This is a genomic window from Variovorax sp. Root411 (assembly GCF_001425205.1).
Classification (GTDB): Bacteria; Pseudomonadota; Gammaproteobacteria; order Burkholderiales; family Burkholderiaceae_C; genus Variovorax.
Window position 1 is genome coordinate 196,546 of record NZ_LMDW01000002.1, and the last position, 14,132, is coordinate 210,677.

Annotated in this window: 12 protein-coding genes and 1 pseudogene; 4 read left to right on the forward strand and 9 right to left on the reverse strand. The window is 65.3% G+C overall.

What is annotated here, in order from left to right:
* Positions 1–46 precede the first annotated feature (46 nt).
* Positions 47–724 (forward strand): RadC family protein, encoded by a 678-nt coding sequence (gene radC, locus ASC92_RS07010; RefSeq protein WP_056512371.1) that lies wholly within the window; start codon positions 47–49, stop codon positions 722–724.
* Entirely contained in the window at positions 724–1,380 is a 657-nt protein-coding gene (locus ASC92_RS07015) for a Smr/MutS family protein (RefSeq protein ID WP_056512373.1), read from the forward strand. The genes radC and ASC92_RS07015 overlap by 1 nt, the downstream gene beginning before the upstream one ends.
* Positions 1,381–1,523: 143 nt before the next feature.
* Here the strand turns inward: ASC92_RS07015 and ASC92_RS07020 are convergent, their stop codons facing one another.
* The 9 genes and pseudogenes from ASC92_RS07020 to ASC92_RS07055 all read right to left on the reverse strand — a co-directional run bounded on the left by ASC92_RS07020 (position 1,524) and on the right by ASC92_RS07055 (position 12,049).
* Entirely contained in the window at positions 1,524–2,747 is a 1,224-nt protein-coding gene (locus ASC92_RS07020; RefSeq protein WP_056512376.1) for an NAD(P)/FAD-dependent oxidoreductase, read from the reverse strand.
* A gap of 38 nt (positions 2,748–2,785) precedes the next feature.
* Positions 2,786–3,205: a group II truncated hemoglobin gene (locus tag ASC92_RS07025; RefSeq protein ID WP_056512379.1), complete on the reverse strand. Its 420-nt coding sequence runs from the start codon at positions 3,203–3,205 to the stop codon at positions 2,786–2,788.
* Between the two features lie 27 nt (positions 3,206–3,232).
* The gene (fabV, locus tag ASC92_RS07030) at positions 3,233–4,429 is read right to left on the reverse strand and encodes an enoyl-ACP reductase FabV (protein WP_056512382.1); all 1,197 of its coding nucleotides are present in this window, start codon (positions 4,427–4,429) and stop codon (positions 3,233–3,235) included.
* A gap of 267 nt (positions 4,430–4,696) precedes the next feature.
* Positions 4,697–5,191 carry a pentapeptide repeat-containing protein gene (locus tag ASC92_RS07035; protein WP_056512384.1) on the reverse strand — a complete coding sequence of 165 codons (495 nt, stop codon included), beginning with the start codon at positions 5,189–5,191 and terminating at the stop codon, positions 4,697–4,699.
* Positions 5,192–5,433: 242 nt separating this feature from the next.
* On the reverse strand, positions 5,434–6,312 hold the full coding sequence (locus tag ASC92_RS07040; protein WP_235505718.1) for a T6SS immunity protein Tli4 family protein: 879 nt from the start codon (positions 6,310–6,312) through the stop codon (positions 5,434–5,436).
* Positions 6,313–6,370: 58 nt separating this feature from the next.
* On the reverse strand, positions 6,371–6,580 hold the full coding sequence (locus ASC92_RS28510) for a hypothetical protein (protein ID WP_157609001.1): 210 nt from the start codon (positions 6,578–6,580) through the stop codon (positions 6,371–6,373).
* 11 nt (positions 6,581–6,591) lie between these two features.
* Positions 6,592–7,554, reverse strand: a complete 963-nt coding sequence (locus ASC92_RS07045; RefSeq protein ID WP_056512389.1) for a T6SS immunity protein Tli4 family protein — start codon at positions 7,552–7,554, stop codon at positions 6,592–6,594.
* Positions 7,555–7,592: 38 nt separating this feature from the next.
* On the reverse strand, positions 7,593–9,458 hold the full coding sequence (locus tag ASC92_RS07050; protein ID WP_056512392.1) for an esterase/lipase family protein: 1,866 nt from the start codon (positions 9,456–9,458) through the stop codon (positions 7,593–7,595).
* Positions 9,449–12,049 (reverse strand): annotated as a pseudogene (locus ASC92_RS07055) (type VI secretion system Vgr family protein). The gene ASC92_RS07050 and the pseudogene ASC92_RS07055 overlap by 10 nt, the downstream one beginning before the upstream one ends.
* 389 nt (positions 12,050–12,438) lie before the next feature.
* Between ASC92_RS07055 and ASC92_RS07060 the strand changes: the two are divergent.
* Entirely contained in the window at positions 12,439–13,266 is an 828-nt protein-coding gene (locus ASC92_RS07060) for an ABC transporter substrate-binding protein (RefSeq protein WP_056512396.1), read from the forward strand.
* A 167-nt stretch (positions 13,267–13,433) separates the two neighbouring features.
* A complete protein-coding gene (locus ASC92_RS07065; RefSeq protein ID WP_056512398.1) occupies positions 13,434–14,129 on the forward strand; it encodes an amino acid ABC transporter permease in 696 nt (231 codons plus the stop codon).
* Positions 14,130–14,132 lie beyond the last annotated feature (3 nt).

Below are 14,132 nucleotides of genomic sequence, written 5' to 3' on the forward strand. Positions count from 1 at the left end.
GACCGGGGCTTCACCCGGCTCCGCCAAGGTTTCACCCCAGGGTTTCATGGCATTCAAGGATCTCCCTCTCGACGCCCGTCCCCGCGAAAAACTCATCTCGCGAGGGGCATCCGCGCTGGCCGACGCCGAGCTGCTGGCCCTGCTGCTGCGCACCGGAGTGGCGGGCATGAACGTGCTGCAGCTGGCGCAGCAGCTGCTCGAGCGCTTCGGCGGCCTCTCGGGCCTGCTGCACACCGGCGCCGAGGAGCTCAAGACCATCAAGGGCATGGGCGGCAGCGCCAAGCGCTCCGAACTGATCGCGGTGCTCGAACTGGCGCGCCGCGCCATGGGCGAAAGGCTCATGGAGCGCACGGTGTTCGACTCGCCCGACGCGGTCAAGCAGTACCTGCAGCTGCACATCGGCTCGCGCCCCTACGAAGTGTTCGCGGTCGTGTTCCTCGACGTGCAGCACCGCATGATCGCGCTGGAGGAAATGTTCCGCGGCACGCTCACGCAGACCAGCGTCTATCCACGCGAGGTCGTCACGCGCGCCATCCACCACCAGGCCGCGGCCGTGGTGCTGGCGCACAACCACCCCAGCGGCAACATCGAGCCCTCGCGCGCCGACGAGTCGCTCACGCAGACGCTGCGCGCCGCGCTGGCGCTGGTGGACGTGCGGGTGCTCGACCACATCATCGTGAGCCCCGGACAGAGCTTCTCGATGGCCGAGAAGGGCGTGCTCTGATGGCCGCACGCGCTCCGTCTCTCAAGAACCTCGCCGACCTCAAGCAGGTGCAGCGCACGCTCGCCGAAACCCGCGAGCGCGAAGCCGCCGAGGCGGCCGCAAAGGCCGCGGCCGAACGCAAGCTCGCCGCCGAGAAAGACCTCTTTGCCCGCGCCATCGGCGACACCGAGCCGCTGCGCCGCAAGACCTCGGTGCCGCTTGCGCCGCAGCCGCCGGCACCGATTCCGGTGCAGCACCAGCTCGACGAGCAGCGCGTGCTGCGCGAGTCGCTCTCCGACGAGTTCGACGTGACCACGCTGCTCGACGTGGACGACGCCATGAGCTTCCGACGGCCCGGCATCGGCACCGACGTGACGGCGCGGCTGCGCAAGGGCGAATGGGCGATCCAGGGGCAAGTCGACCTGCACGGGCTGCGCAGCGACGAGGCGCGCGAGGCGCTCGGTGGCTTCATCCGCAATGCCTACAAGCAGGGGCTGCGCTGCGTGCGCGTGGTGCACGGCAAGGGCCTGGGTTCACCGGGCAGGCAGCCGGTGCTGAAGACCAAGGCGCAGCGCTGGCTGATCCAGAAGAACGAAGTGATCGCGTTCGTGCAGGCCAAGCCAGCCGAAGGCGGGGCCGGGGCCTTGGTGGTTCTGCTGGCGCCCGCGCGGCGCTGACGCTTTCGTCTTGCTCCTTCCCCTCCCGGGGGAAGGCTGGGATGGGGGCTCGCAGCCTTTGCACAAGCCCCGCCTCATCCACCGCCGTCGTGCCCCACCCCTACCCTCCCCCAGCGGGGGAGGGAGCAAGACACGCAGCCTGCTTATGCCAAGTGATTCTTCAACGGAACCGCCACATCCGCCACCGCCGCAGCATCCGGGCTGCGGCCCGCTTCGAGCAGCTTGCGGCTCATCATGTGGTCGACCGGCGCGTTCACCGACTCCACGCACACGAGCTGCCCATCGACGTAGTGGAACAGCGAGAACGCATCGGGCTTCGGCCCCGCGCGGCGCATGCTGGCGAGGCCCGGCGTGCCTTCGGCCGGCATCAAGCCCGCCATCTGCAGGCGCATGCCGCCCTGGTCGGACCAGAACCACGCGACCACGTCGTGCGCGCGCGCCGCGCCGGTCAGCGTGGCCACGGCCGTGCGCGCCTGGTCGTTGGCGTTCTGCACCGACTCGAGCCGCAGCGCGCGGCCCGCGCGGCGGTCGGGAAAGCGCGTGCAGTCGCCCACCGCGAGCACGCCGGCCGCGCTGGTCTGCATGTGGCCGTCGACCACGATGCCGTCGGCGCATTCGATACCGGCCGCCTGTGCGAGCGCGGTCTCAGGCACCGCGCCGATTCCGAGCAGCAGCAGGTCGACCGGCTGCTTCACGCCGTTGACCTGGATCGACACCAGCCGGTCGCCTTCGACTTCGAACGCGCCCGTCCGCGCGCCGAGCACGATGTCGATGCCGGCCGCGCGGTGCGTGGCGAGCACATGCGCCGACAGCTCCGGCGAGACGGCACGGCCCAGCAGCCGCGGCGCGCTTTCGATCACCTGCACCGACTTGCCGAGTGCCTTGGCGGTGGCCGCCACTTCGAGCCCGATGAAGCCGCCGCCGAGCACGGTCACCTTCTCGGCCGATGCGAGCCGCTCGCGCAGGCGGTGTGCTTCAACGGCGGCACGCAGGCTCGCGACGTTCTCGAGGCCCGGTTTCAGGTCGGGCATCTGGCGTGCGCGCGTGCCGGTGGCCAGCACCAGGCGCTCCCACGGCAGCACCGCGCCCGAACGCAGCCTGACGGTGCGCGCCTCGCGGTCAATCGCCACGGCGGCGTCGCCCAGGTGCAGCGTGATGCCCGCCTCGCGGTACCAGTCGACGGCCTTGTGCGGCTGCGTGGTTTCCTCGGCGCTCTTGAGGAAGGCCTTGGACAGCGGGGGGCGGTGGTACGGCTCGCAGGCCTCCTCGCAGACCAGGTGCACGCGCGCGCCCTGCCCGGCTTCAGCCAGGCCGGCGCAGAGCTGGGCCGCGGCGTGGCCGCCGCCGATGATGACGATGGAATTCATGATGAGAGAAACGTCTTTCGGAATCGTTGTGGGGTCGGTCACTCGCCGCGGTTGCGCATCCAGTCGGCGGTTTTGAAAAAGGAGTCGCGCAGACGCGCACGCAAGTCCTCGGGCACGCCCGTCTCGCCCATCGCCTGGTCCATGCACGCCAGCCACTGGTCGCGCTCCTTGATGCCGATGCTGTGGCCGCCGATGCTCTGCGGCAGGTGGCGCGCACGCAGCATCGGATGGCCGAAGCGGTCGGTGTAGTGCTGCGGCCCGCCGAGCCAGCCGCAGAGGAACCAGAACAGGCGCTGGCGTGCGTTGTCGAGGCTGGTGCCGTGCACGGCGCGCAACTGCGCATAGGCCGGCTCGAGCTCCATCAGGTCGTAGAAGCGCTCGACCAGCGCCTCCACCTTCGGTTCGCCGCCGATCCAGTCGAACGGCGTGCCGGCGGGCGGCTTTTCTTGAATCTGCATGGGCGGGAGTATCCCTCCGGGCGCATCCTAGAGCTGGACGAGGCCCGGAATGTCCACATCCGGGTTCACGTCGGCCTCGTAGTCCACGCCCTCCACCGCGAAGCCGAAGAGACGCAGGAACTCGGTCTTGTAGCCCGCGAAATCGGTGAGCTCGTACAGGTTGTCGTTGGTCACCTTGGACCACTGCGCCTGCACCAGCGACTGCACCTGCGGCGCCAGCTCCTTGTAGTCCGCGCGCAGGCGGCCTTCCTCGTCGAGGTGCGGCGCGCTGCCGTAGAGACTCTCGGCAAAGAGCCCGTGCACCTGCTCGATGCAGCCCTCGTGCGTGCCCTGCGCCTTCATCACCTTGAACAGCAGCGACAGGTACAGCGGCATCATCGGAATGGCCGAGCTGGCCTGCGTGACCACCGCCTTCAGCACCGACACGCGCGCGTCGCCGCCCTTGGCGGCCAGTTGTGCGCGAATGCCCAGCACCTTCTGGTCGAGGTCCTTCTTGGCGGCGCCGATGGAGCCGTTCCAGTAGATGTCGTGCGTGATCTGCTCGCCCAGGTAGGTGAAGGCCGTGGTCTTCGCGCCGTCGGCCAGCACACCGGATTGCTGCAGCGCGTCGATCCACATCTGCCAGTCTTCGCCGCCCATCACGGCCACGGTGTTGTCGATTTCTTCCTGCGTCGCGGCTTCGAGCACCGTTTCCTTGATGGTCTCGTTGTCGGTGTCGAGGCCGCGCAGGTTCACCGCCTTGCCGACCGGCTTGAGCACCGAGTTGAAGACCTGGCCCGTCTTCGGGTGCATGCGGCGCGGCGCGGCCAGGCTGTAGACGACGAGGTCGACCTGGCCGAGGTCCGCGCGGATCGTGTCGATGGCCTGCTGCTTCGCCGCATCGGAAAAACCGTCGCCGTTGATGCTCTTCGCATAGCGGCCTTCTGCAGCCGCGGCGCGATGGAAGGCGGCGGTGTTGTACCAGCCGGGCGAGCCGGGCTTGGTCTCGCTGCCCGCGCGCTCGAAGAACACGCCGAGCGTGTCGGCGCCGCAGCCGAAGGCCGCCGTGATGCGCGCGGCCAGGCCATAGCCCGTCGATGCGCCGATCACCAGCACCCTTTTCGGACCGCCCGCGATGGGGCCCTGGGCCTTGACGTAGTCGATCTGCTGCCTGACGTTGGCTTCGCAGCCGGTGGGATGGGTCGTGACGCAGATGAAGCCGCGCACGCGGGGTTTGATGATCATGAAGAGCTCGCTGGAGATGGGATGTAGTGGGAGCCTGCGAATTTACCCGCCCTGTCGACTGAAGCGCGTCGCGACAAATCGCCAGAATCTCCGCGAGAAATTGACTCGGAACAACAGCTTGCTGCTGAAGTGCGTCAAAGCCATCCATGTTCTTGGCTCGCCCGAAGGAAATCACCGCTTGTGCACTCACATACCGTTTGCGTGGCGGGAATCTACCTGGAGAGTCTGGTTGCGATCAGATGCAACACGCCATGAAGAGCATCCGAGTCAATTGATATTGGCCCCGCTGAACTCCAGTTGTTCGAAGTTGCTGTCCGTGAAATCCACCCTCTGTCCTTGAAGCCCGACCGCCTTCACGAGAGTGCCTGTACACCGAAGCACCTGGACGCCATTCCATTCGCTTTGATCGAAGCTCAACCCGTTCCACCGGCATTGCTCGAACCGGGTCCCGGCGAGCCGGCTGCGCGCGAATCCGGATTGCGCGAGCGTGCAGTCGATGAAGGTGCAGTCCGCGATGGCGATGCCATCGAAATCGCAGTTGCTGAACCTGCAGCCCGTGAATCGGCAGGACCGCCACACGGCCTGCCTGAACGTCGTGTTTGCGAAGTTGCTGCTATTGAACGTGGAATCGACGAACTGAGCCAGGTCGAGATCGAGGCCGGCATAGGCGAAGCTGTCGGCCTGCCCCACCAGCCCTGCGGGTGCGCCTCCCGTGCCTTTGCGCCAGAGATCGTGGTCGGTGATGATCTGCTTGGAATTCATGATTGTTGAGAGAACTTATGAGCCAGCAACTGGCGTGAACCGATCGTCGGACGAGGCCCCAATGCGCGGGACATCGTCCGCGGGCTTCCACAGCACATTGGCCGATGGCCTGGCGGGTCCGGCAAAGGCCTGGGATCGCGCGAGCGCAGGAACCGGCAAGGCTGCCATCGCCAGGGCGCCTGCGGTTCGTTGCAGCGCCTGGCGCCGTGTTGAATGTTGGTTCGAAGTCATCGCTGATTTCCTCACCTGATCGCCACGGCGTCGGCGGGCGCGCCCGGCACGGCCACGCGGAACTTCAGGCCTTCGAGCAGCCTGTCCCACAGTGCGATGGCTTCCTCGTCGTTGAGCGAGGAGGCCTTGGCCGCGCCGATGCGGTCGGCCTCGACCTTGGTGCGCATCGTCACGCTCAGGTTGCCGGGACGCGCGACGCTGCCGCCGTTTTCGCCGATGAACATCCACTCAAAGTCCTGCGTGCCGTCGGGGCGTCGCACCAGCGATTCCTCGCCGTCCCAGCCGTGGATCTTCTTCTTTCCCTCGCGCAAGGTCGTGAGCTTGGGGTAGTTGCTGCCCGCCTCGCGCTTGCGGTCGGCGATGAGCTTGAGCAGGCCGTCGCTGTTGCCGGGGAAGTTGGCGTTGAGGGTCTGGTTGCTCTGGACGCTGAACACCACGTCGGGCAAGGCTGCCATGTGCAGGCCGACTTGGGTCAGCACGTTGCCCTTGGCGCCATCCAGCCGCCGGAATCCGAATTCGTGGCACAGCCCTTGGTCGGTGGGCACTTCGTCGGGGTCACGAGGGCGCAGATCCCGAGCGATTTCAACCGTGTCTCGAAGAATGGATTCCGCGGTCGCTCCGTTGTCCGTCCCCCTGCTGTTCACAAAAATGTGCCGCCCCACAACGTGATAAATACGAAATCCTTCCAATTCCAGTTCTTTGGCCGATACGCTTTTGTAGGATCGAATCAGCCACGTATCCGGAGCCGGCCCCTTGCCGAAGTAGGTGATCTCGGCGGTGTTTCTTGCCTTCAAGATCTTTGCCCGCTCGGCCTTCATCACCTTCTCGATGTCCTTGGCCTGGTTGGGCAAAGTCGGGAAGTCCCGCCCGAAGGCCAGGCGCGAGTCCACGGGCGCCGTCAATACATAGCGCCCGAAACACAGCAGCTTGGTGCGTTCGAACAGCCGTTCAATGCGAGGGTTCGTCATCGGTGATGCGCTCCTCGAATGGGGCCCCAAAGCACGAGGTATCGTCCATGGGCTTCCACAGCACATTGGCTGATGGCTCGATGGGGGCCTGGAGCCGCGCAGGCGCGGGAAGCGGCAAGGCCGCCATCGCCAGGATGCCTGCGGCTCGTTGCAGCGCCTGGCGCCGTGTTGGATGTTGGTTCGATGTCATTGCTGATTTCCTCATTTGATCGCCACCGCGTCGGCGGGCGCGCCGGGCACCGCCACGCGGAACTTCAGGCCATCGAGCAACCTGTCCCACAGCGCGATGGCCTCTTCGTCGCTGAGCGAGGAGGCCTTGGCCGCGCCGATGCGGTCGGCCTCGACCTTGGTGCGCATCGCCACGCTCAGGTTGCCGGGACGCGCGACGCTGCCGCCGTTCTCGCCGATGAACATCCACTCGAAGTCCTGCGTGCCGTCGGGGCGGCGCACCAGCGACTCCTCGCCGTCCCAGCCATGGACCTTCTTCCTGCCCTCGCGCAAGGTCGTGAGCTTGGGGTAGCTGCTGCCCGCCTCGCGCTTGCGGTCGGCGATGAGCTTGAGCAGGCCGTCGCTATTGCCGGGGAAGTTGGCGTTGAGGGTCTGGTTGCTCTGGACGCTGAACACCACGTCGGGCAATGCCGCCATGTGAAGACCAACCTGCGTCAGCACGTTGCCCTTGGAACCATCCAGCCGCCGGAATCCGAATTCGTGGCACAGCCCCTGTTCGGTGGGCACTTCGTCGGGTTCACGAGGGCGCAAGTTCTTTGCAACATCAACGGTTCGCAGAAGGATTGAATCGGCAGTTGTGTTTGAGCTTTTTGCAGTCGTATCCCCTCCAACAAAGATGTGCGGTCCTACGATGTAGTAAACATCGAATCCCTCCAGCCCGAGCTTCTTAGAGGTGTCATCCTCAAAGGATCGAATTAACCACATATTCGGTGCAGGCCCCTTCCCAAAATAGGTAATCTCCGCAGTTCTGTCTGCCTTCAATATCTTCGCTCGCTCGGCCTCCATCACCTTCTCGATGTCCTTGGCCTGATTGGGCAGGGTCGGGAAGTCTCGCCCGAAGGCCAGTCGCGAGTCCACGGGGGCCGTCAATACATAGCGCCCGAAGCACAGCAGCTTGGTGTGCTCGAACAGCCGTTCAATGCGAGGGTTCGTCATCGGAATGCTTCCTTGGTCATGGTTGAAGTGAAGGCGCTTCAGTCTTTCTTGTCCCACCACGGCGGGTCGAATTCATTGGCGATGCGCACGATGCCGTACAGCGTCGAGGCACCGGAGTCCGGGCTCTTGTAGCTGTCCTGGTGGTCGTAGCCGCGCTGGATGAACTTGACCTTGGCTTTCACCTTGCTCGCACTGCGCTCTACCGGCACCGTGCCGTCGGCCGCGGCAAGGGGTGGCTGGAGCTTCAGTATGAGTTCCACGCCGTGGTTGCCGCGTACCTTCAGCAGGCCCTTCTTGTTGTCGCCCTTCTCGCCGGGCACCATCGTCCAGTTCGCCGGGTCGCCCGCCTTCGCCGCATCGCCGTCGACCACGCGCCAAGACACCTCGTTCCAGGCCTGGTGATCCGGATCGTTGCCATAGTGAGCGTAGGTTCGCTCATGGAAGGTGTTCTGGATGGCGTTGGCAAATTTCATCGCATTGGTGACACGTCGCATCGTCGCTTCCGGGCCAACTTGTTTCTGGGTCTTTCCACCTTCCTCTTTGGGTTTCCCCATCTGCCCAGCCGGATCAATCCACGCCGGATTCATGAGCCGCCACCATTTCTCAGGCCCCAGCGTATAGATCTCGTCCACCGCATTGCCCTGGGGCCACCGTGCAAGGAATTTCCCGTCCTGATCCTGCACATGCAGCCACTGCGTGCCGTAGGCCGCCGCGGGCAGCAGTTCCAGCCCGCCCTGCGCATTGGCCAGCACCGCAGTCACTTGCGCGCCATCGTCGCCGAGCACGCCCTGGATGATGTCTGCCTTGATGCCGCCCCCCTCGAAGCCCGCGCGCATGCGCTTGTAGGCCGCCGCAGCGCCAGTGGTGGGCATCACGCCGTGCACGATGCCCAGCACCTTGCTCTTGATGTTGCCGTAGTCCGGATGGATGAGCGCGCGCGCCAGGATGCCGCCCATGCTGTGGGTCACCAGGATCACGCCCGGGCAGTCGAAGCCGTTCTCGTTGTAGGTCTGGACGAGCTTGTCGATCTTCGGCGCGAGCGCCTTGGCTTCGTCGCCGTTGCTCTTGAGCCAGTTGTAGCCGAAGGCGTGCACGGGGTACCAGCAGTTGCCGATCTTCTTGATGTCGTCAGCGGTCAGCGGTGGCGCCCCGGTGGCGCCGAAGGCCGAGGGATCGCGCATGGCCGGCGCGGCGGCCCCGATGTCGCGCACGGCCGCCCGATCGCGCCGCATGGTTCCGAAGCGGTTGCCCACGGCCGCCCAGATCGGAGAAAGCCTCACTTCCGCGCCCTGGCCGCGCAGCATGTCGTTGAGCTGGCTTTCCATGCGCTTGATGATGTCGCCGTAGGCGCTGAACATCACCTCGCTCCAGCCGCGCGCGCGGGCCTTCTGCGCGGCCGTGAAGCTCTGCCGGTTGGCAGCCAGCGGGTGGCTCGGATCGGCCTTGGGGTCGTTGATCAGCAGCTTGCCGATGTGGCCCAGGTCGTCGGGCACGTTGCCGTGGCGCTTGTCGGAGCTGACGGTCGCATCGCCGGTGGCGTCGTAGCCGGCCGGGCCGTTGTCGGTGACTTCGTAGCGGTCCACTTCCACTTCGTCCGGGTCCAGCCGCATCTGGCGCTCGGCCGGCTCGGCGTTGCGCCGATTCCAGCCGTCTCCAGCATCGTCGGGGCGCCAGGCGATGTTGTCGCTGCGCTTGAGCAATGCCTGACGCGCCTTGGACAGGCGCAGGTTGCTGCCCATGATGCCCGGCAGGAACACGATGGGAATGAGCTTGCCCGGCGGCACGCGCACGCGAACCCTGCGCTTGTCGGCCACGGGCGTGGTGACCACCCCCACCTCGGCGAAGCCGCCGATGCCCAGGCTGAAATCCAGCCAGTGGTCTTTGTCTTCTCCTTCTATGGCCATTGCGCGCTGCCTCCTGCGTTCGTTCCTTGCCTGCGCCGTCCGAGCCAGCGCACCTTGTAGAACTCCGGCGCGTCGGCGCGCTGCACCCGCGTGGTGCTATCGGTGCTGGTGGTGGAGCCGCCCTTGGCGGTGGCCTGTCCGTTGACCGGTGCTGAATCGGGCGGCGGCGCCGGCTCCCCGTCGCGAGTGAGCCTGAACACCTGCCTGGCTGCTGCCGTGCTCTTCTCGTCGAGGTGATGGAAGATGACTTCCTGGTCGAAGGCTGCGCTCACATCCCGGTTCACCACCTCGGGCGTACGGCTGTCGGGGCCGACCAGGCTGTGGGTAGCGGCATGCTCGCGCCAGAGACCGTTGGTACCGTGCACGATGCCCGAGGCGGTCCAGCGGCTGTAGCTGCCACCGCCGTTGATGTGCACCTCTTCCTTGGCCGTGATCGTGATGCGCTCCGATTCGAGCTTGATGTTGAGCCTGCCCAGCAAGTGGATGCCGTTGCGCAGGGCCTGGATGTCGACGTCCGCGTTGCCGGCGATCAGACGGACGCCGGCCTTCCAGGCGAACATGCGCACCGCATCCTTCGCGGACACGAGAAGGCTCTTGCCGGCGCTCACGCTGGTGTGGGCGCCGCTGGTGAGCGCGTTGTGCTCGGTGCTCACGATGTGCGTGGAGCCTTGCGTGGTGGTCTGGATGCCGGCCGGGCTGGCCAGGGTCAAGTGGGGCTGCTGGAATTCCGGGAACTGGCCTTGTGCGGGGTCGCCGCCGCTTCCCTTGATGGCGTCGTTCTGCTCCTTCAGGGCCTTGGCGACCGAATCCTGGTCCCCCGTTTCATGGGCCTTGGCCTCCAGTGCCGACTGGCTCATCCCTTCGTGCAGGTCACGGCCCTGGGCGAGTCGGAGCAAAGTCTCACCCATGTCGGTGATGTGCAACTGGGCATTGGGACGCGCCTCGGTGGTGAGCAGCATGCCCTTGGCCGCGCGTACAACGGCATGTCCATCGGTTCGCAGTTCGGCGCCACCGCCCCGGTCGTCTTTGCGGCCCGAGGTGTCCTCGATCCGGCCGATCTGACCAAGGCTGAGGCTGCTGCTCGCGTAGTCGCTCTTGATCTGCGCCTGCACCTTGTTGGCCGTGTCATCGAGAACGACGTGATTCGACATCTGGCCGCCGATCTCGCGGCTTCGGATGCCCGTGAGCTGTTTCTGATCGGGCAACGCCCATGGCGGCATCTCGTCGGCATTGTGGACGCGGCCCGAAACAAACGGGAAGTCCGGATCGCCATTGAAGAAGTCGACAATGACCTCTTGCCCGATGCGCGGCACTGCAGCCATGCCAAAGGTGGCGCCGGCCCAGCCGGTGGACACGCGCAACCAGCAGGAAGAGTGCTCATTTTCCTGGTCGAGTCGGTCCCAGAAAAAATGCACCTTGATTCGACCGTATTTGTCGGTCCAGATTTCCTCGCCGGCCGGCCCTACGACCAGCGCGCTCTGGGGGCCATGGGTACGAGGCTTTGGCGTGGCGCGTGCCGGCCGCCATGCCAAGGACGTGGGTTGCGCGACGAAGGCGAAGCGCTGAATGGAGCCTTCGCTGCCTTTGCCTTCGCTGGCCTGGAGGTTCTCCTTGAACTCGTACTCGACGCTCAACAGGAGGTGCTTGCGGTTTTCCGAGTCGCGCGGGTGGTCGGCGAGGACGATGGTGTGGCCCGGGGCCAGTTCGCGGATGTTGGAGCAGCCTGTGACACGGCTGCGTTCGCTCGACTTTTCCTCATTACGGATGCGCGCATAAGTCTCGCCATCCTCGTGCTGGATGAAGTCGCCCGGCCATTCGTAGATTTCGCAGCTTCCGTGATCGTGGTCGGGCAGTGCCCGGTGTTCGCTGGAAAGATCAGCCTTTGGTTTTTCGAAATCGTAGTGGCGGCGGAAGTGGCGGCCCGAGCGGATTTCCTCGGACTGCACCCATTCGTAGACGCGCTCGCTGGGCTGCAGGCCGCCCGTCATGCCCGCGAATTCTTGCGGGTGGTAGCGCACGGTTTCGCCACCGGGCAGGGGACCGTGCGAACTCGCGATGTCGTCCGCGAAAACCAGCACATGTTTGTCGGCTTCGTGCAAAAAATAGTAGCCGATGCCCTCGTGTTCGCACAGCCGAGAAACAAAATCGAAATCCGTCTCACCGCCATACTGTGTGCAATAGAGCCAGCTACGGTAGCTTCGGCTGAGCTACTTCTCCAGCGGGTAGCCATAGCGGCCGAGCACCGCCGTGACGATCTCGGGAACCGTCATATCTTGAAAGATGCGGTAGTCGCTACGGCGCGTCGTGAGCCATAACCAAGGACGCAGGCGCATCTTGTAGAAGGATTGGCGAGCGTCCTCCCGCGACAGGCCGAAGCTCGTGACGATGCCATCCAAAAACCGAGTGCCGGTTTCCGTGCGCACCATCACCGTGGCGTTCTTGCCGAGCAGGGCCTTGGGATCGAGATCGTTGCGATTGCCCAGCAAATCGAGATCGAAGCTGTAGGCTTCGCTCAGGCTCTCGCGGCCGACCAATTGGTGAAATTGCAAGGCATCGCCAAGGGCCGTCTGGATGGTGACGCGGCGCATCAGGGCGCCTCCAGCAAGACAAGCGCGCACGCAGAGCGATCGTGCGAGCGCGCACCATCGAAAATGGACATTGGGACTCCCTGAAACGCTGGCCTCTCGGATGCGGGCCGATTTTTGTTGGATTATGTAAGTCCGTGCATCAACTCCGAAAGCAGTCAAAAGTAGCACCCACAAGGGGCAATGCGCAATGCGTGAACAAATGCGCATGGTTGGCACGCCGCGGGCAGGTGTATTGATGTCCGACTCGTGGCCTGCCGACGGCCAATGGCCTTCGCGGTCAAGAGGCACGCGCACATGGACCATATGCATATCTCGATTGAGGATTTAATAATCTGAGGCTTTATTGATATGGTTCGGCCCTGAATTTCCTCCGGAAGAAAGAAGGACAACCCATGCGCCATACCCTGCTCGCCGCGGCCGTCGCCGCCTCCACCTTCATGCTCGGCACCGTCGCCCATGCCGACCAGCTGGCCGACATCAAGAAAAAGGGCGAACTGGTCGTCGGCGTGCTCGGCACCGACGAACCCGCGACCTTCGTCGACCCGAAGACACGCCAGATCGTCGGCTACGAAGTCGACCTGGTCGACGCCATCGCCAAGAAGATCGGCGTGAAGCCTGTGCTCAAGCAGATCGCCGTGGCCGCGCGCATCCCCGAGCTGCAGCAGGGCCACGTGGACCTGGTGGCCGCCGGCCTCACGCACAACAAGGAGCGCGAAGCGCAGATCGACTTCTCGCTCACCACCTTCGTGACGGGCCAGAAGGCCATCGTGAAGAAGGACAGCGGCATCACCGAGGTGCCGCAGCTCGCCGGCAAGAAGGTGCTGACCATCCGCGGCGGCACGCAGGAGCCCAACATCCGCAAGGCCGTGCCCAACGTCGAGGTCGTGACCTTCGACACCAGCCAGCAGGCCTTCCAGGCGCTGCAACAGGGCAAGGGCGTGGGCTATGTGGACGACGAGGCCGCGCTGCTGCGCAGCTACGCCAAGCTCGGCCCGCAGAAGGCGCAGTACGTGGTGCTCAAGCAGAACCTGAGCACCGAGGCACTCGCCATCGGCATCAAGAAGGGCGAGAGCGGCCTGAAGGCGGTGGTGGACGACACGCTGCGCGAGCTCGAGAAGTCGGGCGAGGCGCAGAAGATCTTCGTGAAGTGGTACGGGCCGAACACGGCCTCGGGCTTCCAGTCGCGCGACTTCAAGCTCGACAGCGACAAGCTCGACTGAGCTCGGTCTTCGGTCTTTCTCCTTCCCCCTCTGGGGGAAGGCCGGGATGGGGGCAAACGGCCTTTGCACAAGCCGTGACGTTTCGATCGCCGCTGTGCCCCCACCCCAACCCTCCCCCAGCGGGGGAGGGAGCAAATTCCTCCGCGACGGTGATACTGTCGCCCCCCATGCCCCTGTTCGACTATTCCTTGCTGCTCACCGGCAAGTACCACGACATGCTGGTCGCGGGCCTGCTGCTGTCGCTGCAGCTGCTGGCGGCCGCACTGGTGATGGCGCTGCCCATCGCGCTGGTGGTCGCGTTGCTGCGCCTTTCGCCCTTCGCCCCGCTGCGCTGGCTCGGCTTTGCGTACGTCGAGTCGATCCGCAACATCCCGCTGCTCGCGCACATGCTGTTCTGGTATTTCGGCGCGCCCGAGCTGCTGCCCGAGGGCATCAAGCAATGGCTCTACGCGGGGCACATCGAGGCCTACAGCGCGATCATTGCGCTGTCGCTGTACACGGCGGCCTTCATGGCCGAGGACATCCGCAGCGGCATCCGCGCGATTCCCATGGTGCAGTTCGAAGCCGGCCGCGCGATGGGCTTCAGCTACCTCGCCACCATGCGCCGCGTGGTGCTGCCGCAGGCGCTGCGCGTGACGGTGCCGCCGCTCATCTCGCAGACGCTGAGCCTGTGGAAGAACACCTCCATCGCCACCGTGATCGGCGTGGCCGAACTGATGTACCAGGCAGGCCAGGTCGAGAGCGCGACCTTCCGCAGCTTCGAGTCGTTCGCCTTCGCGAGCGCGGCGTACCTCACGGTGTCGCTGGCCATCACGGGGCTGGCGACCTGGTACCACCACCGCTACCCGGTGAGGACCATATGAAGG